Below are 24142 nucleotides of genomic sequence, written 5' to 3' on the forward strand. Positions count from 1 at the left end.
CGCGGTCGCACGCAGCGAGACCGAAGGGCTCGGGGATGACCTGATTGTTCAGCGGAACCCCAGCCGTGACCGCGGCACGGTCCGGTAACGTTGCTTCATGGCCCTCTCCAACCCCGCTTTCTCGCGCAATCCGGCGTTCAAGCCGAACTCCCCGGTCGACGGCGCGACCGTCTCGACCGCGACCGAGACCAATGCGCTCTCCACAGCAGAAGGCATCCAGTCCCTCTACGAGGCACCCGCCGCGAAGTCGGCGGACACGGGCCGGATGACCTACGAAGACACCATCGTCAAGACGGTTCTGCTGTTCGTCGTGCTGCTCGCGACGGCGACCGTCGGCTGGTTCTTCCCCGTGTTGGCATGGCCCGGCGCCATCGTCGGCCTCGTGCTTGGAATGGTCAACGCGTTCAAGCGCTCGCCGTCCCCGGCGCTCATCCTGCTGTACGGCGCCGCACAGGGTCTCTTCATCGGAGGCCTCTCAGCCATCTTCGAGAGCCTGTGGAACGGCGTCGTCATCCAGGCGGTGATCGCGACCCTGGCCGTCTTCGCGATCACACTCGTGCTGTTCTCGTTCGGCAAGGTACGGGCATCCGCTCGCGCGACGAAGGTGTTCCTCGTCGCGCTGATCGGCTACGCGCTGTTCGGCATCGTGAACCTGGTCGTCATGCTGTTCGGCGGGTTCAGCCAGTCGGCCACCGGCGGACCGTTCGGCATCTATTCCATGCGTATTCCGTGGCTGTTCGACATTCCGCTCGGCGTGATCATCGGAATCGTCGCAGTGCTGCTCGCCGCGTACTCGCTCGTGCTCGACTTCGACTTCATCCAGAACGGCGTGCGCAACCGCGCACCGCGCGTGATGGGCTGGTACGGCGCGTTCGGCCTCGTGGTCACGCTCATCTGGCTCTACGTCGAGTTCCTGCGCCTGTTCGCGATCATGTCCGGCGGCGCCCGTAACTGATCCCAAAGAACGAGAGGCTTCGTCCCACGCGGGATGGAGCCTCTCTCCTTTGCGGCAGACCATCGAGTTCCGCTCCGCGAACCACCACCCCTTCGCCGAGCGTCCCACTTGCTTGGCGACCCACCACCCACTCGCCGAGCCACCCACTTATCCACGCGGATTCGGTGGTGGCTCGGCGACAGTGTGGTTGTTCGGCGGCAAGGTGGTGGGTCGGCAAGCGAGTGGTGGGTCGACGCCGGTGGGCGTGTGTGGTGGGTCGACGGCAGGGTGGTGGGGTCTACGACGTTGGGTCAGAGGGTGGATCAGCGACCGCCGCTCCACGAGCCACCACTCAGTCGCCCAGCCACCCACTTATGCGCGCCGATTTGGTGGTGGCTCGGCGGCAGAGTGGTGGCTCGACGGCAGCGTGGTCGCTCGACGCCCGGTGTGGGTGAGTGATGAGTGGGGTGGCGGCTCGGCGCCGCCCGGGGGCGTACTCGCTCAGGGGGTGGGGGCGTCCTGCGGCACACCGAGGGTGCGCTCGAAGCCCTCTGGAATGTAGAGGTCCTCGCGGCTCAGCTCGTTGATCGACTTGTGTCCGAGGCCCAGCACGGCCGAGTCGAGGCCCATGCGCAACAGGTCGAGCACGTTCTCTACTCCGGTCTGCCCGTTCGCGGCCAGACCCCACAGGTACGCTCGGCCGATCATCACGGCGCGAGCACCCAGGGCCAGGGCCTTTGCGACGTCACCGCCTCGACGGATCCCCCCGTCGAGCAGCACCTCGACCTGGTCGCCGACGGCCTCGGCCACGGCGGGCAGACACCTGATGGTCGCGGGCGTGGTGTCGAGGTTGTTGCCGCCGTGGTTGGACACGGAGATGGCATCCACACCGGCGTCGACGGCGCGCTTCGCGTCGTCGACCCTCGTGATCCCCTTGAGCACGAACGGGCCGCCCCACGCCTCGCGGAGCCACGCGACGTCTTCCCACGTGGGCGGCGGGGTCTGCTGCCACTCGTAGTAGGCGCCGAAGAAGGTGGGCGCCACGCCGCCAGGCGGCTGCAGGTTGGGGGCGCTCAGGTCCGGCAGATGACGCGACTTCAGGTAGGCGGTGAGCCACTTCGGACGCGTCACGGCCTCGGGTGCGAAGTCCACCATCGCCTTGAAGTCGAGCCTCTCGGGAATCGCCGGGCTCCCCCAGTCACGTCCGATCGAGAACGACCAGTCGAGCGTGGCGATCAACGCCTTCGCCCCAGCGGCTCGCGCCCGGTCCATGCGCTGCACCATGGCTTCCCTCGTGCCCGTCCAGTACATCTGGAAGAACGTGTTCGGGTTCGCCGCAGCCACCTCTTCGACGGGCTTGCTCGCGAACGAGCTGAGCCCCATGATCGTTCCCCGGTTCGCGGCGGCACGCGCGACGGCGACCTCACCATCCGGATGAACGGCCTGCACACCCGTCGGCGAGATGAGCACCGGGAGTGAGATCGGGATGCCCAGCACCGTCGTGCCGAGCTCGCGGTCGGTCTGGTGCCCAGCGACGTGCGGCGCGAACTGCAGCTCGCCGAACGCGTTCATGTTGTCCTCCGGCGTCTTGCCGCGTTCGGATCCGGCGACGAGGGCCGCATAGACCGAGGGCGGCAGCCGCTTCTTCGCGCGCCGCTGCGCCTCCAGCACTGTCTCGAACCACGGGTTCTGCTTCCAGGGCATCGTCTTGCTCCCTCTTCTCGTCTTCGTCTCTTCGTATGGTGCATCGCCCGGGGTGGTGACGGGGCGTATGGTGCACCGCCTTGGTGGGCCGGTGCGCCCGTGTCTGTGGCGCGTGCGCCGGTGGATGGCGCACGCGGGGTCATCCGTCGCGGAAGATCTCCGTGATCGCCGGCGGTACATCGTGGAAGTCGCGGATGAGCCGCAGACGTCCCCGCCCCGCTCGCGCGAGGTCCTTCCCGAGCTCGACGTCCTTCTCTCCGCTGACGTCGAGCAGGATGTCCAGCCTCGGCAGCACCGCCGCGATCCGCCGCGGGTCGGGGCCGGCGTTGTGCACGCAGTCCGACAGCAGCACGACCCGCGCATCCCTCTCCGAAGCGCCTGCGAGCTGATCGGCAGCGAGCTGCAGCGGAAAGGCCACGTTCGTCAGGCCGCGGGCGGGGATGCGCAGCAGCTGGTCCAGCAGGTCGAAGGGCTTGATCGGCTCGCCGAGACGCAACAGGATCGCGGCATCCGACCAGAAGGCGATCACCCCGAGCCTGTCCCGCTCGAGTTCGCCGGCGAGCGCGCCAACCGTCGCAGCGGCCGTGCGGATGCGCTCGCCCTTCGCCGACCCTGACACGTCTACTGCCAGCACGACCGCACGTGCGGTGCGGATGCGATCCCGCACGATGATGTCTTCGTCTTCCGGCACCGGACGTTCGGCGAGCACCTCGATGGTCGCGTCGAGATCGATGTCGTCAGCGACTCCCCGATACGGCAGGCTCGCCAGCACGCCTTGCCCTCGCCGCGCCGAGCGCTCGGCGCGCGGCCGCGGCACCGCCAGGCGTGCGGCGATGCGTCGCGCACGCTCTCGAACAGCAGGCTCCGCCGCGATCTGCTCCTCGATCGTCACCACAGCGCCGGGCTCGTCGGTGAAGCCTGCCTCCTGCACGGAAGGCAGCTGCTTCGCCGTCGCGCCCGCGCCGCGTTGACCGGCGCGCAGCGCGAACCCACCTTTACCCACGCGCGACTCGAACACGGTCGGTTCCTCGCTGAGCTGCTTCGGCGTGCGGCGCAGCGGACGCGTCGACACCTCCTCGCGGCGTCGCTGCACCGGGGAATCCGCAGGGACGGCTCTTCACGTCGGCCCTGCGTATGCGGCGGGCTCCAGCACGAACCGGTCCTCCCAGATCTCGCGCAGGACCGCCTCCGGCGTGGTCTCCGCCGCCTCGTCGAGCCGGATGCGGCCGGACAGCGCGACCAGCATGGCGTCGAACATCAGCTGCGGGTAACCCTCGTCACCGGCATCCCTGACCCCGCGCAGCTCGCAGAGTTGGGCAGCGATCAGAGCGCAGTCGATCGCGCCTCGCACGCTGCTGCCCTGTCGCACGGCAGGATGCCTGCGCGTTGCCCTTGTGACCGCCACGGCATCGGGCACGATGCGCTCAGCGGGCTCGTCCGTGATGCCGGAGCGCAGGGCGACGATGCGCTCCTCGCTGTCGGCGTCCTGGTAGTCGATGACGATGCGATTCAGGCGGTCGCTCACGCTCGTGGAGAGCCTGGTCGTTCCGACGTTGTCGTACGGGTTCATCGAGGCGATGACACGGAACGTGGGGCCGGCCTGGATGGACCCGACCCTCGGCACCTCGATCGCACGATCGGCCATCGCCGCCAGCAGGGTGTTGAGCGTGTCCTCCGGCGCTCGGTTGAACTCCTCGATGTAGAGGAACCCGCCCTTCTCCATCGCCTCGACCAGCGGCCCGGCGACGAAGTTTTCGGCACTGTAGTCCTCGCGCAGCACTCTGGCGGGGTTGTGGTGCCCGATCAGCTTGGCCGGGGTGAGGTCGCCGTTCCCCTCGACGAAGAGCAACGGGATGCCCCACTCGGCCGTGATCGCCTTGAGCATCGTCGTCTTGCTCGTCCCGGGCGGCCCTTCGAGCACCACGTCTCTGCCTGCGGCGACGGCCGCGAGCGCGAGTTCCAGCTCACGCTCGCGGCCGACGACGCGCGAGAGAATGCGGTGACGCAGGTCGTCGCTCACACCATCGGCCATCGAATCCCTCGTCTTTCTACCGCCCGCGCGGGGCCGCGATCAGTACTGCGTGTTGCCGGCATCCACCGTCAGCTCGGTCGACGTTATGTAGCGCGCCTCGTCCGAGGCGAGGAACAGCACGGCGTTCGACTGGTCGCGCGGCTGCGTGACCTCGATGGGCAGCAGGTTGGCGAGCATTCCGCCGAGCTTCGGGTGCTTCTCCAGCAGCGGCCCGAACGGGTTCTCCGCCATGTCGCCCATCGGCGTGTCGACACCCGTCGGGTGCAGCGTGTTCACGCGGATGTCGTACTCGGACAACTCCGTCGCGAAGGCTCGCATCAGGCCGACGACGCCGTGCTTGGCTGCGACGTAGGCGCTGAGGAACGGAAGTCCCTTGATGCCGGCCGCCGAACTGGTGAGGATCATCGACCCGCCGCCCGCCGCGATCAGGTGCGGCGCCGCGAGGCTCACGGTGTTCCAAGTGCCGGTGAGGTTCGTGTCGATGGTCTGGTTCCAGATGTCCTCGGTCGTCTCGTCCCAGCCGGCGATGACGCAGATGCCTGCATTGGCGACGACGATGTCGAGGTGGCCGAGCTCGGCGACTCCGGCGTCGAGAGCCGTCTTCAGGGCTGCGCGGTCGCGGATGTCGGCTTTGCTCGCGATGATCCGGCGGTCGAGGGCCTCGACCTGACGCACGGTCTCGTCGAGGTCGGCCTGGGTCGCCGACGGGTACTGCACGTTCGGCATGTGGTCGATGAGGTCGACCGCGATGATGTCGGCGCCCTCCTCCGCGAGCCGTACGGCGTGCGAGCGACCCTGTCCTCGCGCGGCGCCGGTGACGAAGGCGACCTTGCCTTCAACGCGTCCTGCCATGGTGTTCTCCTTCTGCTTTCGATCTTCGGGTGAAGCGGTTGTTCGGGTGAAGCGGTTGTGGTGAAGCGGTTGTGGTGAAGCGGTTGTGGTGAAGCGGGCCCAGCGCTACTTCAGTGTCTGGCCGGCGTCGACCTTCAGCTCGAGTCCCGTGACGTAGCGGGCCTCGTCCGAGGCCAGCCAGAGCACGGCGTTGGAGATGTCGACAGGCTCGACCCACGGAACGGGCAGCACGTTCATCGTCTGGAACCGGGGCGCCAGCACATCCTTCGTGCGCTCGTTCGGCGGCAGGTCGGGCGCGAACAGCTCGTACGTGGCGGCGTTCTGGATCATGTCGGTGTTCACGCTCGTCGGATGCACCGAGTTGACGCGGATGCCGTCGCGGGCCAGCTCCAGGGCCGCAGTCTTCATCAGCCCGACAACGCCGTGCTTCGCGGACACGTAGTGTCCGATGTTCTCGATCGCCAGCAGCCCCGCAGTGGAGCTGGTCAGGATGACCGACCCGCCGCCGTTCGCGCGAAGGTGCGGAATGGCGGCCTTCACGGTGTGCCAGACCCCCGTGAGGTTCACGGCGATCATGTCGTTCCACTCCTCGTCCGTGAGGGCGTCGAGGGTTCCGAAGCTGAAGATGCCCGCGTTGGCCGACACGATGTCGAGCTTGCCGAGCTCGGCGACTCCCTCGTCGACAGCGGTGCTCAGCGCGCCGAAGTCACGGACATCCGCCTGCCTCGCCACGATGCGCCTGTCGAGCGCCTCGACCTGCCTGACCGTCTCGTCGAGGTCCGCAGTCGTCGACATCGCGTAGGGCACGCTGCCGATCTGCCCTGCGAGGTCGACGGCGATGATGTCGGCGCCCTCCTGCGCGAGCCGCAGCGCGTGGCTGCGTCCCTGTCCCCTCGCCGCGCCCGTGACGAGTGCGACCTTGCCTTCAACACGTCCTGCCATGATTCGTCTCTTCTCTTCTCGTACTCGTCTCGCGTGTCAGATCAGGAAGTTGCCGCCGTCGACCGGCAGCGGCACGCCGGTGATGTAGCGCGCCTCGTCGGAGGCGAGGAACAGCAGGGCGTTGGAGATGTCCACAGCGTCGACCCACGGGATCGGCAACGCGATCACCGCTTCCGACGCGGCAGCGAACTCTTCTTTCGTCGACCCTTGCTTGCCCGTGAACAGGTCGTAGGTGGCCGTGTTCTGGATCATGTCGGTGTCGACCTGCGTCGGGTGGATGCTGTTGACGCGGATGCTCTGCGGCGCCAGCTCCAGCGCGAGGGTGCGCATCAGCCCGACGACGCCGTGCTTCGCCGACACGTAGTGCGCGATGTTGCCGTAGCCGCGGATGCCGGCCTCGGAACTCGTCAGGATGATCGACCCGCCGCGGCCACCCGCCTTGAGGTGAGGCAGCGCGGCCTTCACCGTGTGCCACACCCCCGTGAGGTTGGTGTCGATCATGTTCTGCCACATGTCCTCCGACAGCTCGTCGGTCGGCGCCATCTGCGTGGAGATGCCCGCGTTGGCCGAAACGATGTCGAGCCGGCCGAGTTGTGCGACGCCCTCGTCGACCGCGGCCTTCAGGCCGTCGAAGTCGCGCACGTCGGCCTTGCTCGCCACGATCCGGCGGTCGAGCGCCTCGACCTGCCGAACGGTCTCCGCGAGGTCAGCCTCGGTCGCACCCTTGTACGGCGCTCCCGGGATGTCCTCGAGCAGGTCGACGGCGATGATGTCGGCGCCCTCCTGTGCGAGCCTCACCGCGTGGCTGCGTCCCTGCCCGCGTGCTGCTCCCGTGATGAAGGCCACCTTGCCCTCTACGCGTCCTGCCATGATCCGTGCTCCCTTTCTGTCGCGTCTCTCTCGCGTCTCTGTCGCGTCTCTGTCGCGTCGCCGATCGGGCGGCGCTCGTCAGTCCTTGACCGGTGCGCTGTTGTAGCCCGGCATCAGAAGATGGCCTGCGTCGACGGGCACCGAGATGCCGGTGACGGATGACGCCAGGTCCGAGTTCAGCCACAGTGCGGCATCCGCTATGCGCTGCGGCGAGAGGAATCCGTTCCCCTTCAGGGCGTGGAAGGAGTAGCCGGCCTCGAGCATGTCGGCCTCCGTGCCTTCACCCGCCGGCTTGCCCGACATCATGTCCCACGCGCCCTGCCAGCTCGTCATGGGCGTGAGGATGGCTCCTGGATGCACGGCGTTGACGCGGATGCCGTACTTCGCGTACTCCAAGGCGAGCGTCTTCATCACGCCGACGACGCCGAACTTCGCCGCGCAGTAGTGCACGTAGTTCTCGCCGGGCTCCAACCCGTTGATCGACGAGGTCATCACGATCGAGCCGCCGCCCTGCGCCATCATCTGCGGCAGAACGGCCTTCGCCGACTTCCACACCCCGGTGAGGTTGACGCCGATCATGTCGTCCCACATCTCGTCGGTGAGCTCGTGCGCCGGTGCGAGCGAGAAGATGCCCGCGTTGGCGATCAGGATGTCGATGCGTCCGAACTCCGCGACCCCGCGTTCCACCGCACGGTCCAGGTCGGCCTGCTTGCGGACATCCCCTTCCAAGGCGATGATGCGGCGGTCGAATGCCTCGACCTGCTTGACCGTCTCGTCGAAGTCGGCCTGCTGCGCCATCGGGTAGACGACGCTTCCGATCTGGCTGAGCGTGTCGACGATGATCACGTCGGCGCCCTCTCGAGCACAGGTCACGGCGTGCGCCCGCCCCTGTCCTCGCGAGCCGCCGGTCACCAGGGCAACCTTGCCGTCCAGCATTCCCATGTCGTGCCTTCCTTCCAGCCCCTGCCGGAACGGATGCCGGCAGGGGCTCGTTCGTGCTATCGCTTGTTGACGAATCCGGCGTCGACCGGCAGCGTGACGCCCGTGACGTATCGCGCGGCATCCGACACGAGCCAGACGATCGCGTTCGAGATGTCGACGGCCTCGACGAGAGGGACGGGGAGGGCGTTGGCCATCGCCTGACCCATCGCCGGGTCGTTCTGCAGGAACTCCTGCATGACGTCGTTGACCACCATGGGCGTGTTGACACCCGTCGGGTGCACCGTGTTCACGCGGATCGAGTACTGCGCGAGGTAGTTGGCGTAGGAGCGCATCAGCCCCACGACGCCGTGCTTGGCTGCGGTGTAGCCCAGTCCGCCAGGGGTGTCTCCGCCGATTCCGGTGAGCCCCGCTGTGGAGCTGGTGAGAACGATCGCGCCGCCCTTGCCGCCGTCGATCAGCGACTGCTTGGAGACCTCGACCGTGTTGTAGACGCCGGTGAGGTTCGTGGCGATGACGTCGGGCCACTCCTGCTGCACCGGGTGCATCGACATCGGCGCGATGCCTGCGTTGGCGAGCACGATGTCGACGGAGCCGAGCTGGGCGGTGCCGGCGTCGAACGCGCTCTGCAACGCTGCCTTGTCGCGAACGTCGGCGACCTGCGAGTAGATGCGGCGGTCGAGGGCCTCGACGAGACGCACGGTCTCCGCCAGATCCTCCGGCGTCGACATCGGGTAAGGAACGGTCTCGATCTGAGCCGCGATGTCGACGGCGATGATGTCGGCGCCCTCTTCGGCGAGGCGCACGGCGTGGCTCCGGCCCTGCCCGCGGGCCGCACCGGTGATGAAGGCGACTTTGCCTTCGAGAACTCCCATTTCTGTTCCTCTTCTCTTGTTCGCCCCGTCGGATGCCGGTCGGCATGCGGCGGCGAGTGATCCGCGTCTCGAGGGCGCAGTGAACCGCCCCTGGCTGGGTGCCCGGGTCGCGATGTGTTCGTGTGGTCGCCGCTCTGCGGCGTTGTTCGTCGGTGGTGCTGGCTGTCAGCCGGTGAAGCCTGCCAGGGGGTCGGGCTCGCAGGCGTTGGCCGACTGCCTGCCGAGCTCGTCACGCCGCTTGAGCGTGAGACGCACCGGGCCCGGTCCTGAGACCGGTCTGGGTGGTGACGTTCGGTGCGAGTGATCGATGGATGACCGGGGAGCCGAACGCTCCTTGGCCTTCGCGTTCTTCAGGAGCTCCTCGCCGTACCCCTGAACGCATTCCGGGTCCGGCCCGTCGAGGGGCAGTCCCGTGAAGAACTTCGCGGCCATGCAGCCGCCCTTGCACGTGTCGAAGAATTGGCACGACGTGCATGCCCCGCCGGACTGCGGCTCACGCAGCCTCAGGAACAGCTCGGACTCGCGCCACACCTGCTTGAAACCGCCCGGCATCCGCACGTTGCCTGCGAGGAATTCCTCGTGGATCGCGAACGGGCACGCGTAGACGTCGCCGACCGGGTCGATCAGGCACACCACGCGACCTGCGCCGCACAAGTTGAGGCCCGGCAGTGCCTGGCCGTACGCGGAGAGGTGGAAGAACGAGTCGCCGGTGAGCACGCCGTCGCCGTGCGCGACGAGCCAGTCGTACAGCTCGCGCTGCTGTTCGGGAAGCGGGTGAAGATCGTCCCAGCTGTCCGCTCCCCTGCCCGACGGGCGGAGGCGGGTGAGCCGTAGCTGCGCACCGTACCTGTCGGCGATGGCCTTGAACTCGTCGAGCTGGGGAATGTTGTACCGGGTGCAGACGACGGAGAGCTTGAAGTTCTTCATGCCAGCGTCTTTGAGGTTCTGCATCGCCTGCATGGCGGTGTCGTACGACCCCGGTCCGCGCACGTAGTCGTTGACCTCGGCCGTCGCGCCGTCGAGTGAGATCTGGATGTCGAGGTAGTCGTTCCCCGCCAGCTGGCGTGCTCGCTCCGGCGTGAGCTTGACGCCGTTCGTGGAGAACTTCACGCCGACGTGATGGGCCGTCGCGTAATCGACGATCTCCCAGAAGTCGCTGCGCACGGTCGGCTCTCCGCCGCCGATGTTCACGTAGAACACCTGCATGCGCTCCAGCTCGTCGACGACGGCCTTGCACTCCTCGGTGGTGAGCTCTCGCGGATCGCGCCGGCCGGAGCTCGACAGGCAGTGCACGCACGAGAGGTTGCACGCGTAGGTGAGCTCCCACGTCAGGCAGATCGGCGAGTCCAGCCCGTACTCGAAGAGGTCGACGAGGCGAGTGCCCGTCGCGCGTGATGCGTGCTGCCGGGCATCCGTCGCGGCATGGGATGTCGCAACGGGCGTCTCGAGAAGGGTCACGACGCGGCCTCCACGAGCATGTCCGACCTGCGAAGCGCATCGAGGGCCTGGCTGAACCTCGGCAGCTCGCCCTCTGCGACGCCCGAAGCAAGGCACGCGTCACGCGCCGTGTCCTGCGAGGGAAGCGCCTCGACGACCGCGAGCAGACGGCGGTCCTTCAGGAACGAGAGCTTACGAGTGCCGAAGTGGTAGAGCAGTGCGCCGAAAGGCTCCGGTCGCACCGAGACCTGGGGGTGCAATCGCCATGCACGCCCCAGGTCGATGACGTCTGCGTGCGACTCAGTAGACACCGCACATCCCGTCGATCGAAACCTCCTCGACGAGGGTGTCGGCTTCGACGACATCGGTGGTGGCGTCTTCAGGTGCATGCGTTGCATCCATGTGTCACTCCTTGCGACAGTGCAGCGATCGTGGTCGATCGTGGAGTTCTCCGCGACGTTTCCCACTCTATGTGGCACTAAGTGCCACTCGCAAGACCCTCAGTGGAGATCGGCGGAACCACGCCGGCGACGACGGAGCACGATGTCGGGGAGCAGCGCTCGAATCGAGCGGCCCTTGACCGCGCTCTTCCACACGCCGAAGCCGTACGCGAGATCGTCGAGCCTGCGCGCCAGCGCGAACCTGGCGAAGTCGAGCTGCGGGCTCGTGCGGCGGTACTCGAGGGCGGCATCCGCGACGGCGGCCACGGCGAGCGCCCGTCCCGCGCGTGCGGAGAACAACGCCGCCAGCACCGCGACGGGCCACCAGTGCCTCACGAGAAGCGCCATGGTCTGCTTGACGGCGGCGTCGACACCGCTCGCCGTGAGACGCGAGGCGTCGCGGTAGGGATGACCGCTACGGGTCAGCTTGCGCGCGATGCGTACCGTCGCCCACGCTGCGATCGCCAGCGCGGCGAACGGTGACCATTTGCGCTGCGCGAGGAGGGCGATCACGAACGCAAGGCTCCACGGTGCGAACACCGCGGGCGCGATGAGGTTGCCGTGCCTGCGCTCGAGCGGAGTCGCCGACGATCCGTAGAGCACCTTGCGCGACATCCAGTCCCGCATCGTCGTGCGGTGCTCGTGCCACACGACGGCGCCGGCCTCGTACCGCACGCGGCGGCCCTCGGCGACGAGCCGCCAGACCAGGTCGACGTCCTCCCCCTCACGCATGCCCGGCGTGAAGCCGTCGCCGAGGGCATCCACCCTGGCGAGCAGGAATGTTGCAGGCACCCACGAGATCGGTGCGCGCGGCTTCACCGCACCGCCGGTCGGGCCGAGATCGAGCGACGATCGCGCGGCCTCGTACCGCTCGATCCAGTTCGCGCCCTCGCCGTCTCGCAGACCGAGAACCCTGGGTGCGACGACGGCCATCCGCTCGTCCGCGAAGTGCCGCAGCAGGGCGGGCACGACCTTCTCGTCGACGACCACGTCGGTGTCGACGAAGACGACGAAGGGCGTCGTGACCTGGTCTAGGCCGCCGTTGCGCGCGCCCCCCGGGCCGCGATTCTCGTCGAGCACGACGAGGCGTGCACCGTGCCGTGCAGCAGCCTCTGCGATCGGCCCCGGCTCGGGCGACGCGTCGTCGACGACGATCACGGGATGACCGGGAGGCACGCTCGCCAGCAGCCGGTCCAGCCCCTCCGCCCGACCGTAGGCAGGGATGACGAACGTCACGTCCTCGTTGCCCACGGCGGGTGCCGGCAGAGACTCCAGCACGGGGTCCGCAAGACCGGCGTCGATCAGGATGTCCGCCAGCGCCCTCGAGGGAGCGTCGCGCACCGTCAGGCGGCGGTTCTCGATCAGCCGCTGGGCGGCGTCCTTCAGGTAGAGCACCCTGGTGGGCGCGCCGCCCACGAGCGCGCGTCCGCCGTCGCTGACCCGCACGTCGGCTCGCAACCGCAGCACTGCGCCATCGGGAAGGCCGGTCATGCCCGCCCTTCCCCATCGGCGGCGGTTTGTCCGCGGTCGGTCTCGATACGCGTCGACCTTCGATCGACGCTATTCGACCAGCGAAGTTGTCCGCCGCGCAGAACGCGACGGGTGGCATCCGAGATCATCCGTTCGAGAAGATGCTTGCCCTCCGCGGCGGACGCGCCGCGCGGGTCGCCGAGGACACCGCTCGGCGAGACCGCCCGCACGCCCTTCTCGCGCAACTCGGGAAGAAGGGCGTCGATGCTGTCGACGGGCCCGGACGCCGCACGATCGGGCACGACCCGCGCAGGGTGCAGGTACAGCAGAAGGGACGTCTCCGCCCGACCGGCGTGGGCGTCGCTGCCGGGTGGCACGCACGGAACCCACGCCACATCACGAGCTTCGAACCGCAGCCGGTCGACCGCCGACGTCGTCGCCTCGACGTTGCCGCCGTGGCCGTTCACGAAGACGATGCGGCCGGCCCAGGTGGCGATCGAGCGGCCGAGCTCGATCAGCACGGAGGTCAGCACCTCGGTGCCGATCGATACCGTGCCGGGGAAGTCCTGATGCTCCCCGCTCGCCCCGTAGGCGACCGACGGGGCCAGCACGGCTCTGCCCGGCGGCATCCGCCCGGCGACCCCTCGAGCGACGGCCTCGGCGATCAGGGTGTCGGTGTCGAACGGCAGATGAGGCCCGTGCTGCTCGGTCGAGCCGACCGGCACGAGCACGAGCGAGCCGGGCTCGATCCAGTCCCATCTCGCGTCGACGAGGTCCATCCAACGAACCTACCGTCGTGACGACACGTGGATGACACTTGGTGCCACCCGCTCTCGGTTGCGCAAGAATTGCGATCATGGCTGCGCAGACCATCTCCCCCGCCTCGGGGAGACGTGCAACCTCGATCGCCCACCTCAGCCACGTCGGCCTCGAGTTGTTCTTCGAGCGCGGGTTCGACGCGACCACCGTCGACGACATCGCGGCGGCGGCCGGTATCGGGCGCCGAACGTTCTTCCGCTACTTCGCGTCGAAGAACGATCTGCCGTGGGGTGAGTTCGACATCCTCGTCGACGAGATGCGTGAGCGCCTGGCCGGCGTTCCGCGCGACGTGCCGATGTTCGAGGCGCTGCACGACGCCATCCTCGAGTTCAACCGCTACCCGGATGACGAGCTCGGGTACCACCGTGAGCGCATGCAGCTGCTGCTGAACGTGCCGTCCCTCGTCGCGCACTCGACCCTGCGGTACGCGTCGTGGCGAGCGGTGATCGCCGAATTCGCCGCAAGACGCCTCGACCTCGATCCGCTCGACCTGCGCCCGCAGGAGATCGCGTGGATCTACCTCGCCGTCTCTCTCGCGTCGTACGAGCAGTGGCTGCGCGACAGAGACCGCGATCTGGTCGAGGTTCTCGACAGGGCTCTGACCGACCTCGAGGTGCTGTTCGGCGGCTTGCCAGGCAGGCTCTCCGAGTGATCGGCCGAACGACCGACGAGTACGACGCGATCGTCGTCGGCGCCGGCTCAGCAGGCTGCGTGGTCGCCGACCGGCTCTCCGCGGACGGCAGTCGGCGGGTGCTTCTGCTGGAGTCCGGCGTGGTGCCGAGAGCCGAGTCGGAGTTCCCACCCGAGCTGCTGGATGCCGGGACGGTACGCGGCGCGGCACCGGACGGCGCCCACTCGTGGACGTTCCCTGCTCTGCTGACCTCGGACCGTCCATACGGAACGGTCAGGGGGCGCATCCTCGGCGGCTCGTCGACCACCAACGGTGGTTACTTCATCCGCCCTCGGCGCTCCGATCTAGAGGCCTGGGCCCGCCTCGGCGGCGAACAGTGGAGTCCTGCGGCGACTCTCGGCGAGTTCATCGCGCTCGAGGATGACCGCGACGCGCCGCCCAGTCGTGCCGGCGACGCCGGGGAGATCCACGGCAGGGGTGGGCCGATACCCGTCGAGCGGACCGACCTCGGTCATCCCGCCGCCGCACTGTTCGGTGCCGCCGCGACCGAGCTCGGATTCCTCGACGACCCCGACAAGAACGCCGAGGAACCACCCGGCTTCGGCCCCGTTCCCTGCAACGTCTCGCTCAGCGTACGGCGCAACGCGGGCATGTCATTCGTGCTGCCGGCGCTCCGCCGCCCCAATCTCACGGTGCGTGGCGGCGCGACCGTCGTCAGAGTGCTCGTCGAGCACGGACGTGCGGTGGGCGTCGAGGTTCGCGGTCCAGGCTCGTACGGCCGAGGCGTCAGAGGAGTCGTGCGCGCGCCGCTGGTCGTGATGTGCGCGGGCGCCGTGAAGTCGGCGCAGCTGTTGATGCTCTCCGGCATCGGGCCCGAGCGAAGGCTGTCGGCGCTCGGCGTGCCCGTCGTGGTCGACGCGTCGCGGGTCGGCCAGAGCTTCGGCGATCATCCGCAGGTGGTGATCGAGTGGCAGCCCGAGCGTCCGACATCCGCTCCACCAGGCGGATGGCTCGGGGGTGCACTGCACACCGACGGCGTCGAGGTGCTCGGCACGCTCAAACCGATGGCGGCGCTGCTGGATGCCGATCACGCCGACGACGAAAGCCCGCTTGCGCTCATGACGAGCGTGATGACCCCGAGCAACCACGGAGTGGTTTGGCTGAGGTCCGCCGATCCCGACGAGCCGCCGCGGCTGGACTATCACTATCTGTCGACCGGCGAGGACAGGCGACGGATGCGAGATGCCGTTCGCCTGAGCGTCGAACTGCTCAGAACGACGGCGTGGAGCAAAGGCTCGGCGCGCGACACCGCTCCCGATCCCCGCACTCTCGCCGACGATGCTCTGTTGGATGCCTGGGTACGCGAGCATCTCGGCACGTCGCTGCACACGTGCGGCACGATCCCGTTCGGAGACGACGCCGCCCCGGTCGACGTCTTTGGGCACGTTCGCGGCGTCGACGGGCTCGTCGTGGCGGATACGTCCATCCTGCCGACGGCACCCACTCGTGGGCCTGCGGTCGCGGCGCTGCTCGTGGGCGCGATCGTCGGCCGCGCCCTTGCCGACTCGCACGCCGGCGCCGCCACCGGTATCGGCACGGCCGTATGAGCGCGCCATCCCCTGACGTCGAGGGCGTCTCGAAGGACGGGTACCCGATCTACCGCGTCGACCCGACCCGGTTCCCCGCACCACGGCAGACCAGGCACGAGTTCCTCTCCGGTCTGCACCTCGTGCTCAAGCCCCGCACCTACCTCGAGATCGGCGTGGCGGAGGGCTTCGGGCTCGAGCTCTCGAAGGCGGTGACGATCGGGGTCGACCCCGAGCCGCGCATCTCACGCACGCTTCCGGCGGAGGTCGAGGTGGTGCGGAAGACCAGCGACGAGTTCTTCGCCCGTGACGATGCGCTGGCATCCTTTCGGGGCGTGCCGCCCGATCTCGTCTTCATCGACGGGATGCACCTCGCGGAGTTCGCGCTGCGCGACTTCGCCAACGTCGAGCGCCTCGCCGGGCCGGGCACGGTGGTGGTGTTCGACGACGTGCTGCCGCGGCGCGCCGAGGAGGCCGCTCGCGAGCGGGCGAGCGAGAACTGGACGGGCGATGTGTACAAGCTCGTCGGCATCCTGCGCGATCGGCGGCCCGATCTGGCGTGCGCGCTGGTCAACACCGCCCCGACCGGAACGCTCGTCGTCGTCGGGCTCGACCCGGACTCGCCGGTGCTGACGGATGCCTACGGCGACCTCCTCGCCGACATCCAGGCGCCGGACCCGCAACGCATACCGGAGGGCATCCTCGCCCGCGCGACGGCGAATGATGCCCTGGACGCTCTGTGGTGGGATGGCTGGCCTTCGGTCGTCGCGACACGCGACGTCCGCGCCACGACGATGCCAGGCGAGGTCGTCGAGCGCTTTCGCAGCCGGTTCGTCGTCCCGGGTCCTCCGACCGCCGAGGGTTGACGAAGGGGCGGTCAGGCGCCGCCGGCCGTCACGATCGCGTCGGTGACGAAGCCCGCGAGCAGTCCGATCAGCACACCGTAGGCGAGAAGGTCGCTGCGACGCGATCTCCTGCCGGTTCCGATCATCTGCATCACGACGTAGAGGATCGAGCCGGCCGCCAGAGTCAGGAAGACGATGCTCACGGCATCGCTCGAGAAGAACGTGCCGACCCAGGTGCCGAAGAACGTCGGACCGCCGCCGATCACCGCGAGCAGCACGAGCTGCGCCCACGACGGGATGCGCCGCCGCCCGTGCTCGTCGACGTCGGCCGAGAGCGGGGCGACGATGCCGAAGCCCTCCGTGGCGTTGTGCAGAGCGAATCCGATGACGAGAACGACGGCGAGCTGAAGCTCACCCGATGCCGCCGACTGCCCGATCGCGAGGCCCTCGGCGAAGTTGTGCAGGCCGATCCCGACCGCGATCAGCAGCGCGAGCTTGCGCGGCGGAAGGTGCTCCTCGCCAGAGCGCCGCACCATCCAGCGCTCGTACCAGGCCAGGCCGAGCAACCCCACAGCGAGACCGCCCGCGAACAGCAGGCCGTACCCCACGACGGCGCCGAGATCGTTTTTGCCCGAGTGGATCTCGCCGAGGCCGACATCGATCGGCTCCCACGCATGCGCGAGCACGTCCCATAGCAGGAACAGCAGCACTCCTGCCGCGATCGCGTTGAGCATGGTCCGCAGCGTCGGTGCTGGGGCGCGCAGGCGACCGAGCGGCATGCCGAGCATGATCGTCGCCCCGGCGAGGAAGCCGAGCAGCAGGGTCGTGGAAAGGGCCATGGGGCTTGCTCCGTAAGGTTAGGCAAGCCTTATCTTACTGGGCCTCGGCCGCTCCACTCGCCACGGTAGCGGTCACTCCCATTCGATCGTGCCCGGCGGCTTCGACGTGACGTCGAGAACCACCCGGTTGACCTCATCCACCTCATTGGTGATGCGGTTCGAGATGCGCGCGAGCACGTCGTACGGCAGGCGCGTCCAGTCGGCGGTCATCGCGTCTTCGGAGCTCACAGGGCGCAGCACGATGGGATGCCCGTAGGTACGTCCATCCCCCTGCACACCGACCGACCGCACGTCGGCCAGCAGCACGACGGGGCACTGCCAGATGTCGCCGTCGAGACCTGCGGCCGTCAGCTCGTGCCTGGCGATGGCATCCGCTTTGCGCAGGAGCGCGAGCCGGTCGCGCGTCACCTCGCCGACGATGCGGATGCCCAAGCCCGGTCCCGGGAACGGCTGTCGCCCCACGATCACCTCGGGCAGACCGAGCTCGCGGCCCACGGCACGCACCTCGTCCTTGAACAGGGTGCGCAGCGGCTCGACCAGCTCGAACTGCAGATCTTCAGGCAGTCCGCCGACGTTGTGGTGGCTCTTGATGTTGGCCGTTCCCGTGCCGCCACCCGACTCGACGACGTCGGGGTAGAGCGTTCCCTGCACCAGGAAGCGCACAGGGTCGCCGTCCGCCGCCGCCTCGGCGACGAGTTCGGCCTGGGCGCGCTCGAACGTGCGGATGAACTCGCGCCCGATGATCTTGCGTTTCTGCTCGGGGTCGCTGACGCCTGCGAGGGCGTCGAGGAAGACATCCGCTGCGTCGATCGTGACCAGCCGAACGCCGGTCGAGGCAACGTAGTCCTTCTCGACCTGTTCGCGCTCGTCCTGGCGCAGCAGGCCGTGGTCGACGAACACGCAGGTCAGCTGGTCGCCGACCGCTTTGTGCACGAGCGCTGCAGCGACGGCGGAGTCGACGCCACCGGAGAGCCCGCAGATCACGCGGCCGCCGCCGACCTGGGCGCGGATCGCAGCAACCTGCTGCTCGATGACGTTCTCGCTGTTCCACTCGGCGGGAATGCCCGCCGCCCTGTGCAGGAAGTTCTCCAGCACGGCCTGGCCGTAAGCGGAGTGCTTCACCTCGGGGTGCCACTGCACGCCGTACAGCCGCCGCTCGTCGTTCGCGAACGCGGCGACCGGCGTGGAGTCGGTGGAGGCCAGAACGTCGAAGCCGGCAGGCGCCTTCGTGACGGAGTCACCGTGGCTCATCCATGCCGTCTGGTCCACAGGCTGGTCGGCCAACAGCGTGCCGGCACCCGACACGCGCACCTCTGTGGAGCCGTACTCACGGGCGCCCGTCTTCGACACCTCGCCGCCCAGGCTCGTCGCCATCACCTGGAAGCCGTAGCAGATGCCCAGCGTGGGAACGCCGAGGTCGAAGATGGCCGGGTCGAAGCTCGGCGCCCCCTCTTCGTACACGCTCGACGGACCACCGGAGAGCACGATACCCGCCGGGTCCTTCGCCGCGACCTCCGCCGCCGTGATGGTGTGCGGCACGATCTCCGAGTACACGGATGCCTCGCGCACGCGTCGTGCGATCAACTGCGCGTACTGCGCGCCGAAGTCGACGACGAGAACCGGGTGCTTGCTCGCTGACGCGCCCTGGTCGTTAATGGGATGCCTCCACCTTGGTCTGCGACGACTTGGCCGGAACGGGGTTCTCGGCGAGGAACTTGTGCACCTGCCTGCTGATGTAGTGCTCGACGATGAACGACATGAACGGAACGACGCCACCGAGGGCGATCTGCACGAACTTCGTGAACGACATGCGCATCAGAGACCACAGCCGGAAGTCGGCGATCAGATACAGCACGTAGAGCCATCCGTGCGCGATCAGGATGGCCGTCGACACGTCGAACCCGCCGATGTTCGCGTTCTGCGGGGTGTAGGGCACGAGGGAGATGACCGGCTGCCCAGGCGCGAACGCGTACACGGAGTACCCGACGCCGTACTTGAGGATCATCTCGGCGACGAGCAGCAGCAGCATGACACCGGTGATGTACGCGGTGACCTGGTAGAACTTCAGCGCCCCTGGGATCTTGGGGATGTCCACCGTGCGCGGCCGAGCCGAATTGGCCGATCGCAGCTGCTCGATGGTGCGCTTGAGGAGGCTCCCGCCGTCCTCGTTCGCGGGGGGATTGGGCATGTCGCTAGTTTACGGTGCGGTCCGATTGCGACTCGCTGGGAGCCGTGCCCGAAGCCGCCTCCCACGCGGACATCGCGGCTTCGTACTCGGCCTCAGCGTCTTCGCGCTGCTTCTCCCAGGCATCCTTGACGACGCGGTACCAGAGGAAGATCGCGAACCCGGCGAAGATCGCCCACTCTGCCGCGTAGAAGATGTTCAGCCAGTCGACGGTGGCCTGCTCGACCGGTCGCGGCGAGTAGATCGCGGTGAGGCCCGCCGGCGGGGTGCCGTGCTCGACGAGGTACGAACTGTAGATGTCGGAGTCGCCGATGCCGTGCCACAGGTTCACGAGGGCGGCAACCGACATGGTGTTCATCGCGAACGGGTCACCGCCTGCTTTGGGGGCCTGGGGCGCTTCGCTCGGCAGCAGGCGGCCGACGAGAGTGACGGTCGCGGCGGGCTGCGCGCTCAGCCGCGCGATGGCATCCTTCGCCTTCTGCTCGGTCGGAGCCCAGCCGCGTGCGACGGCGAGCTGGGCGGTCTTGCCGTCCTTGTCCTTCGCGGTCGGCGTGAAGCGGGCAGTCACCCAGTACCCGGTCGCCCCGTTGTTGAGGCGACCGACGAGCATCCCGTAGTCTCCCGGCGCGTAGGTGCCGGCCGTGCGCACGAGTTGGCCCTCGTCGGCGGTCTCAGGCGGACCGTTCACCGTGGCCACTTGGTTCAGCGGCTTCGCGGTCTCTGTCGCGCGCTCGACGACGTGACCCGACTGCACGGCGCGTTCCAGCTGCCACTGGCCGAGTCCGGCGAAGACGCCTGCGACGACGAGGGCGAGAAGGAGAGCGGCGATCCACTTCGGTCGCACCATCGTGCGTGCGAGCGTCTCGATACGCGGCGGTGATGGGCGTACCGCCTGCTGGGTGTTGCCGGAGATGTCAGTTCTGCTTTCGTCTGTCGGTCTTGTCCGACCTGCTGGTCTGTCGCATCGCCTCTTCGACGACGCGATCGATCGCGGCGCGGGTCTGCGCGTCTTGCTCGTCTGGCTCTTCGGTCACGTCGCCGTCGCGCAGGTCGCCGTCGTTCTGCCCCTGAGTCGCGGCATCCACCAGAGCGATCTCCTCGTCGAGCACAGGGTTGCGCGACTTCGGAGCTCGCCGACGGATGGGGCGAATGAGGGCAGTGCCGATCTTCTCAGAGTTGGCTGCGAGAACGGGTCCGAGAATGGCCATGATCAGCACATAAAGACCTGCGAACGGCTCCAGCTTCTCGTTCAGGCCGGCCGCGAGCGACAGCGTCGCCAGGATCAGCGTGAACTCGCCGCGATTCATCAGGATGGCTGCGATGTTGATGCCCGCTCTGGCATCCATTCTGTTGAAGAGCGCTATCAGCTCACCGGAGACCACGTTGAGCACCACGGTCAGCAGTACGGCGATGATCACGACCCACACCACGCTGCCGAACTGGGCGATGTTCAGCGCCAGGCCGAAGTTGAGGAAGAAGAACGCGGCGAAGACGTCGCGCAGCGGTATCGAGATGCGCTCGATCTTTCCGGAGAAGCGGGTGGCGCCGAGAACGAGGCCGATCAGGAACGCGCCGATGGCATCCGTCACCCCGATCAGCTCGCCGAGACCCGCGAACAGGATGGCGAGGCCGAAGAACAGGATCGTGAAGAGCTCGTCGTCGCGCGTTCGGAAGAGCGTGGAGACGAAGCGGCCGCCCCATCGTGCGACGAGGAACATCACCACGAGGAACGCCGCCGCAACAGAGAGTTGCAGCACGATCGGCCAGAACTCGGTCTTTCCGCTCAACACCACGGACACGATCGCGAGATAGACAGCGATGAAGACGTCGCCGATGACCGTCGCACCCAGGATGGCCGGCGTCTCCTTGTTGGCGAGCCGACCGAGCTCGATGAGCATCTTGGTGATGATGGCGCTGGATGACGTGCCGACCATTCCCGCGATGATCAGCGCCTCGCGAGTGCCCCAGCCGACGAACTCGCCGAAGAGGAACCCGATGCCCATGTTCAGCACGATGTACGTGCCGCCGGAGATGAGCAGGCGTCCCGCGTTCCCGAAGAACTCGTCCTGATCGAACTCGAGACCGAGGTTGAACAGCAGCAGGATCAGACCGAAGACGGCGATCAGGCCGATGTCGCCCGAGTCGAAGTTGAGCGGAAAGAAGCCCGTGTTCGGGCTGGCGAGCAGCCCGACGATCATGTAGATCGGGATGGCGGGCAGCCCGATCAGCTTGCCGAGGCGTCCGAGAACATACGCGATCACGAAGAGCGCGCCGAGCACCATCAGATCGGTTGGGAGCGAGTCCGAGGCGTGCGCGGCGGCGGTCGTCACCGTCACACTCCGGGCGGTGAGTCGGCCAGGGCCGGCTTGAAGACCTCACCCGTGCGGAAGTACGTGAACGCCTTGGCGACCTTCTCCGGCGCGCCCGCGACGACGAGCGTGTCGCCGGGGAACACCTTGAAGTCGGCAGCAGGCGCGGGGTTCGTGGAGTCACCGCGCACGACGGCGACCACGGTGAGCCCGACCATGCCGAGCTCGGCCGGTCGGCCGAGTCGTTGCCCGGCGATGTAGTCCTCGTAGTCGACCGTGAACCAGTCGATCGAAAGCCCGGGGATCTGGTCGAGAGCGGTCAGGGACTCGGTGATCTGCGTGCCACCGAGCAGCTCCGCGAGGGTGTGCGCCTCGTCTTCGCTCAGACGAAGCGACACCTTGGTCACGTTGGCCGTGTCTTCATCGTCAGAGAAAGTGATCAGGTCTGAATGCCCGGAGCGGTGCGCGATCACGCCGACCTTGCCGCCGTCGTCGGTGACGAACGTGTGCAGCACACCCACTCCGGGAAGCTTCACCCGTCGAACGTCAACCATTGTCAAGGACTCCCGTATATCTGCGTCTGAACAAAGTCTAGTCAGCCGGCCACGACACGCTCCCGGTGAGCGCTCCGCCCTCGGTGAACGCGGTCAGGTCCTGCGAGATCTCGCGGCTTAGGGTCTCGAGGACTACGAGATCTCGGGGGCCTCCAGCCGCACGCGGTCCGCCGAGGCGTCATCCGGCTGCAGCTGCGACTCCCGCTCGGCGACGACACGGCGCAGGTAGTACGCGATCTCACGCTCCACGCGGGCCTCGTCCCAGCCGAGCTCGTCGCCCATCAACCTCGCGGCGACCGGTGCAGCGGAGACACCCCGGTCCCACGCCTCGATCGAGATGCGCGTGCGGCGGGCGAGCACGTCGTCCACGTGCAGGGCTCCCTCGTGCGATGCCGCGTACACGACCTCGGCGGCCAGGTAGTCGTCGGCGCCCGGCAGCGGCTCGGCCAGCTCGGGACGCGCCGCGATCAGATCGAGCACCTCCTGGGCGAGCGTCCCGTACCGGTTGAGCAGGTGCTCGACGCGGGTCACGTGGATGCCCGACCTGCGCGCGATCCGTGCCCGTCGGTTCCACGCGGCGCGGTACCCCTCCGCGCCGACGAGCGGGATCTCGGCGGTGGCGGAAGCCGGCACCTTGCCGTCCAGGGCGCTGGCGGCCGCGTCGATGGCATCCTTCGCCATCACCCGGTAGGTGGTCCACTTGCCGCCGGCGATCACCACGAGCCCAGGGACGGCGTGCGCCACGATGTGCTCGCGCGACAGCTTGGACGTCTGGTCGGACTCCCCCGCGAGCAGCGGGCGCAAACCGGCGTAGACGCCCTCGACGTCTTCGCGGGTGAGCGGGATGCCCAGCACGTCGTTCACATGGGCCAGCAGGTAGTCGATGTCGGCCGCCGTCGCGGCCGGATGCGACTTCGAGAGCTGCCAGTCCGTGTCGGTCGTGCCGATCAGCCAGTGGCGCCCCCACGGGATGACGAACAGCACGCTCTTCTCGGTGCGCAGCAGCAGACCGGCGCTGGACTGGAACCTGTCGCGCGGCACGACGAGGTGGATGCCCTTCGACGCCCGCACCTTGAACTTGCCCCGCTCGCCGACCATAGACTGCGTGTCATCCGTCCACACGCCCGTTGCGTTGACGACCTGCTTCGCGCGGATCTCGAACAGCTCGTCGGTCTCCTTGTCGCGGGCCGTCACCCCGACGACCCGCTCCCCGACCTTGATGAAGCCCTCGACCCGAACCCGGTTGGCGACGTGGGCGCCGTAGTGCGCAGCCGTGCGGGCGAGCGAGGCGACGTAGCGTGCGTCATCCACCTGCGCGTCGTAGTAGGTGATACCGCCGACGTAGGAGTCGGGAGCGAGCGACGGCGAGAGCTTGCGCACCTGCGCGCGCGTCAGGTGCCTGTGGTGCGGCACACCGGGCGGGCGTCCGCCGGTGTAGCTGAAGAGGTCGTAGAGCAGCATGCCGCTGCCGATGTAGAAGCGCTCGATGATGCGACGTTTCAGGGGGTACAGAAAGCGCACCGGCTTCACCAGGTGCGGAGCCAGCTGCTGCAGGAGCAGGCCGCGTTCGATCAGCGCCTCGCGGACGAGCCTGAAGTCGAGTTGCTCGAGGTAGCGGATGCCGCCGTGCACGAGCTTCGACGAACGGCTCGATGTGCCGGATGCCCAGTCGCGCTGCTCGACGAGCCCGACACTCAGGCCCCTCGTGACGGCGTCGAGCGCCGAGCCGGTTCCGACGATGCCGCCGCCGATTACGAGCACGTCGAGCTCTTCGACCTTCATCGCTGCGATCGCGTCGGCTCGCGCCGCCGGTCCGAGCGTCGCGGACTGGGAGATCGGCTCTGTTCCGTTCGATTCGGCGCCGTTCGGCTTCGCGCCG

24 protein-coding genes are annotated in these 24142 nt (G+C 68.1%); 4 read left to right on the forward strand and 20 right to left on the reverse strand.

The window, feature by feature from the left end; translation table 11 throughout:
• Positions 1-97 precede the first annotated feature (97 nt).
• The gene (locus ACYVDN_RS09830) at positions 98-955 is read left to right on the forward strand and encodes a Bax inhibitor-1/YccA family protein (RefSeq protein ID WP_460570857.1); all 858 of its coding nucleotides are present in this window, start codon (positions 98-100) and stop codon (positions 953-955) included.
• A gap of 480 nt (positions 956-1435) precedes the next feature.
• Here the strand turns inward: ACYVDN_RS09830 and mftD are convergent, their stop codons facing one another.
• The 13 genes from mftD to mftE form a co-directional block, all read right to left on the reverse strand.
• Positions 1436-2638 carry an alpha-hydroxy-acid oxidizing protein gene (mftD, locus tag ACYVDN_RS09835; protein ID WP_460570859.1) on the reverse strand — a complete coding sequence of 401 codons (1203 nt, stop codon included), beginning with the start codon at positions 2636-2638 and terminating at the stop codon, positions 1436-1438.
• 139 nt (positions 2639-2777) lie between these two features.
• Positions 2778-3731 (reverse strand): vWA domain-containing protein, encoded by a 954-nt coding sequence (locus ACYVDN_RS09840; protein ID WP_460570861.1) that lies wholly within the window; start codon positions 3729-3731, stop codon positions 2778-2780.
• Between the two features lie 24 nt (positions 3732-3755).
• Positions 3756-4670 (reverse strand): AAA family ATPase, encoded by a 915-nt coding sequence (locus tag ACYVDN_RS09845; protein WP_460570863.1) that lies wholly within the window; start codon positions 4668-4670, stop codon positions 3756-3758.
• A 39-nt stretch (positions 4671-4709) separates the two neighbouring features.
• Entirely contained in the window at positions 4710-5522 is an 813-nt protein-coding gene (locus ACYVDN_RS09850; RefSeq protein WP_460570865.1) for a mycofactocin-coupled SDR family oxidoreductase, read from the reverse strand.
• Between the two features lie 105 nt (positions 5523-5627).
• On the reverse strand, positions 5628-6464 hold the full coding sequence (locus tag ACYVDN_RS09855) for a mycofactocin-coupled SDR family oxidoreductase (RefSeq protein WP_460570867.1): 837 nt from the start codon (positions 6462-6464) through the stop codon (positions 5628-5630).
• Positions 6465-6500: 36 nt separating this feature from the next.
• Positions 6501-7334, reverse strand: a complete 834-nt coding sequence (locus ACYVDN_RS09860; RefSeq protein ID WP_460570869.1) for a mycofactocin-coupled SDR family oxidoreductase — start codon at positions 7332-7334, stop codon at positions 6501-6503.
• Between the two features lie 78 nt (positions 7335-7412).
• A complete protein-coding gene (locus ACYVDN_RS09865) occupies positions 7413-8276 on the reverse strand; it encodes a mycofactocin-coupled SDR family oxidoreductase (RefSeq protein ID WP_460570871.1) in 864 nt (287 codons plus the stop codon).
• Between the two features lie 56 nt (positions 8277-8332).
• Positions 8333-9148, reverse strand: coding sequence for a mycofactocin-coupled SDR family oxidoreductase (locus ACYVDN_RS09870; protein ID WP_460570873.1), 816 nt, complete (start codon positions 9146-9148; stop codon positions 8333-8335).
• Between the two features lie 165 nt (positions 9149-9313).
• The gene (gene mftC / locus ACYVDN_RS09875; RefSeq protein ID WP_460570876.1) at positions 9314-10606 is read right to left on the reverse strand and encodes a mycofactocin radical SAM maturase; all 1293 of its coding nucleotides are present in this window, start codon (positions 10604-10606) and stop codon (positions 9314-9316) included.
• Complete coding sequence (mftB, locus tag ACYVDN_RS09880; protein ID WP_460570878.1) at positions 10603-10896, reverse strand: mycofactocin biosynthesis chaperone MftB; 294 nt, start codon at positions 10894-10896, stop codon at positions 10603-10605. The genes mftC and mftB overlap by 4 nt, the downstream gene beginning before the upstream one ends.
• A complete protein-coding gene (gene mftA / locus ACYVDN_RS09885) occupies positions 10886-10987 on the reverse strand; it encodes a mycofactocin precursor MftA (protein WP_460570880.1) in 102 nt (33 codons plus the stop codon). The genes mftB and mftA overlap by 11 nt, the downstream gene beginning before the upstream one ends.
• Before the next feature lie 98 nt (positions 10988-11085).
• On the reverse strand, positions 11086-12516 hold the full coding sequence (gene mftF, locus ACYVDN_RS09890; RefSeq protein WP_460570882.1) for a mycofactocin biosynthesis glycosyltransferase MftF: 1431 nt from the start codon (positions 12514-12516) through the stop codon (positions 11086-11088).
• Positions 12513-13274 (reverse strand): mycofactocin biosynthesis peptidyl-dipeptidase MftE, encoded by a 762-nt coding sequence (gene mftE, locus ACYVDN_RS09895; RefSeq protein WP_460570884.1) that lies wholly within the window; start codon positions 13272-13274, stop codon positions 12513-12515. The genes mftF and mftE overlap by 4 nt, the downstream gene beginning before the upstream one ends.
• 77 nt (positions 13275-13351) lie before the next feature.
• Between mftE and mftR the strand changes: the two genes are divergently transcribed.
• The 3 genes from mftR to ACYVDN_RS09910 are packed head-to-tail and all read left to right on the forward strand — an operon-like array spanning position 13352 to position 16397.
• Positions 13352-13966 (forward strand): TetR/AcrR family transcriptional regulator, encoded by a 615-nt coding sequence (gene mftR, locus ACYVDN_RS09900; protein WP_460570886.1) that lies wholly within the window; start codon positions 13352-13354, stop codon positions 13964-13966.
• Positions 13963-15552 carry a Rossmann-fold NAD(P)-binding domain-containing protein gene (mftG, locus tag ACYVDN_RS09905; RefSeq protein ID WP_460570888.1) on the forward strand — a complete coding sequence of 530 codons (1590 nt, stop codon included), beginning with the start codon at positions 13963-13965 and terminating at the stop codon, positions 15550-15552. Before mftR ends, mftG begins: the two co-directional genes overlap by 4 nt.
• A complete protein-coding gene (locus tag ACYVDN_RS09910; protein WP_460570890.1) occupies positions 15549-16397 on the forward strand; it encodes a class I SAM-dependent methyltransferase in 849 nt (282 codons plus the stop codon). The genes mftG and ACYVDN_RS09910 overlap by 4 nt, the downstream gene beginning before the upstream one ends.
• A gap of 11 nt (positions 16398-16408) precedes the next feature.
• On the opposite strand, the gene ACYVDN_RS09915 is transcribed toward ACYVDN_RS09910, so the two are convergent.
• The 7 genes from ACYVDN_RS09915 to ACYVDN_RS09945 form a co-directional block, all read right to left on the reverse strand.
• Positions 16409-17215, reverse strand: a complete 807-nt coding sequence (locus ACYVDN_RS09915) for a ZIP family metal transporter (RefSeq protein ID WP_460570892.1) — start codon at positions 17213-17215, stop codon at positions 16409-16411.
• A gap of 72 nt (positions 17216-17287) precedes the next feature.
• Complete coding sequence (gene guaA / locus ACYVDN_RS09920) at positions 17288-18871, reverse strand: glutamine-hydrolyzing GMP synthase (RefSeq protein ID WP_460572319.1); 1584 nt, start codon at positions 18869-18871, stop codon at positions 17288-17290.
• Positions 18867-19403: a DUF3817 domain-containing protein gene (locus ACYVDN_RS09925; RefSeq protein WP_460570894.1), complete on the reverse strand. Its 537-nt coding sequence runs from the start codon at positions 19401-19403 to the stop codon at positions 18867-18869. Before ACYVDN_RS09925 ends, guaA begins: the two co-directional genes overlap by 5 nt.
• Positions 19404-19407: 4 nt before the next feature.
• Complete coding sequence (locus ACYVDN_RS09930) at positions 19408-20247, reverse strand: SURF1 family protein (RefSeq protein WP_460570896.1); 840 nt, start codon at positions 20245-20247, stop codon at positions 19408-19410.
• A 67-nt stretch (positions 20248-20314) separates the two neighbouring features.
• Positions 20315-21682, reverse strand: a complete 1368-nt coding sequence (locus ACYVDN_RS09935; protein WP_460572321.1) for a cation:proton antiporter — start codon at positions 21680-21682, stop codon at positions 20315-20317.
• A 50-nt stretch (positions 21683-21732) separates the two neighbouring features.
• Complete coding sequence (locus tag ACYVDN_RS09940) at positions 21733-22245, reverse strand: cation:proton antiporter regulatory subunit (RefSeq protein WP_460570900.1); 513 nt, start codon at positions 22243-22245, stop codon at positions 21733-21735.
• Between the two features lie 150 nt (positions 22246-22395).
• Positions 22396-24045 (reverse strand): glycerol-3-phosphate dehydrogenase/oxidase, encoded by a 1650-nt coding sequence (locus ACYVDN_RS09945; protein WP_460572323.1) that lies wholly within the window; start codon positions 24043-24045, stop codon positions 22396-22398.
• Between the last annotated feature and the right edge of the window lie 97 nt (positions 24046-24142).

This window comes from Humibacter soli (genome assembly GCF_054779035.1).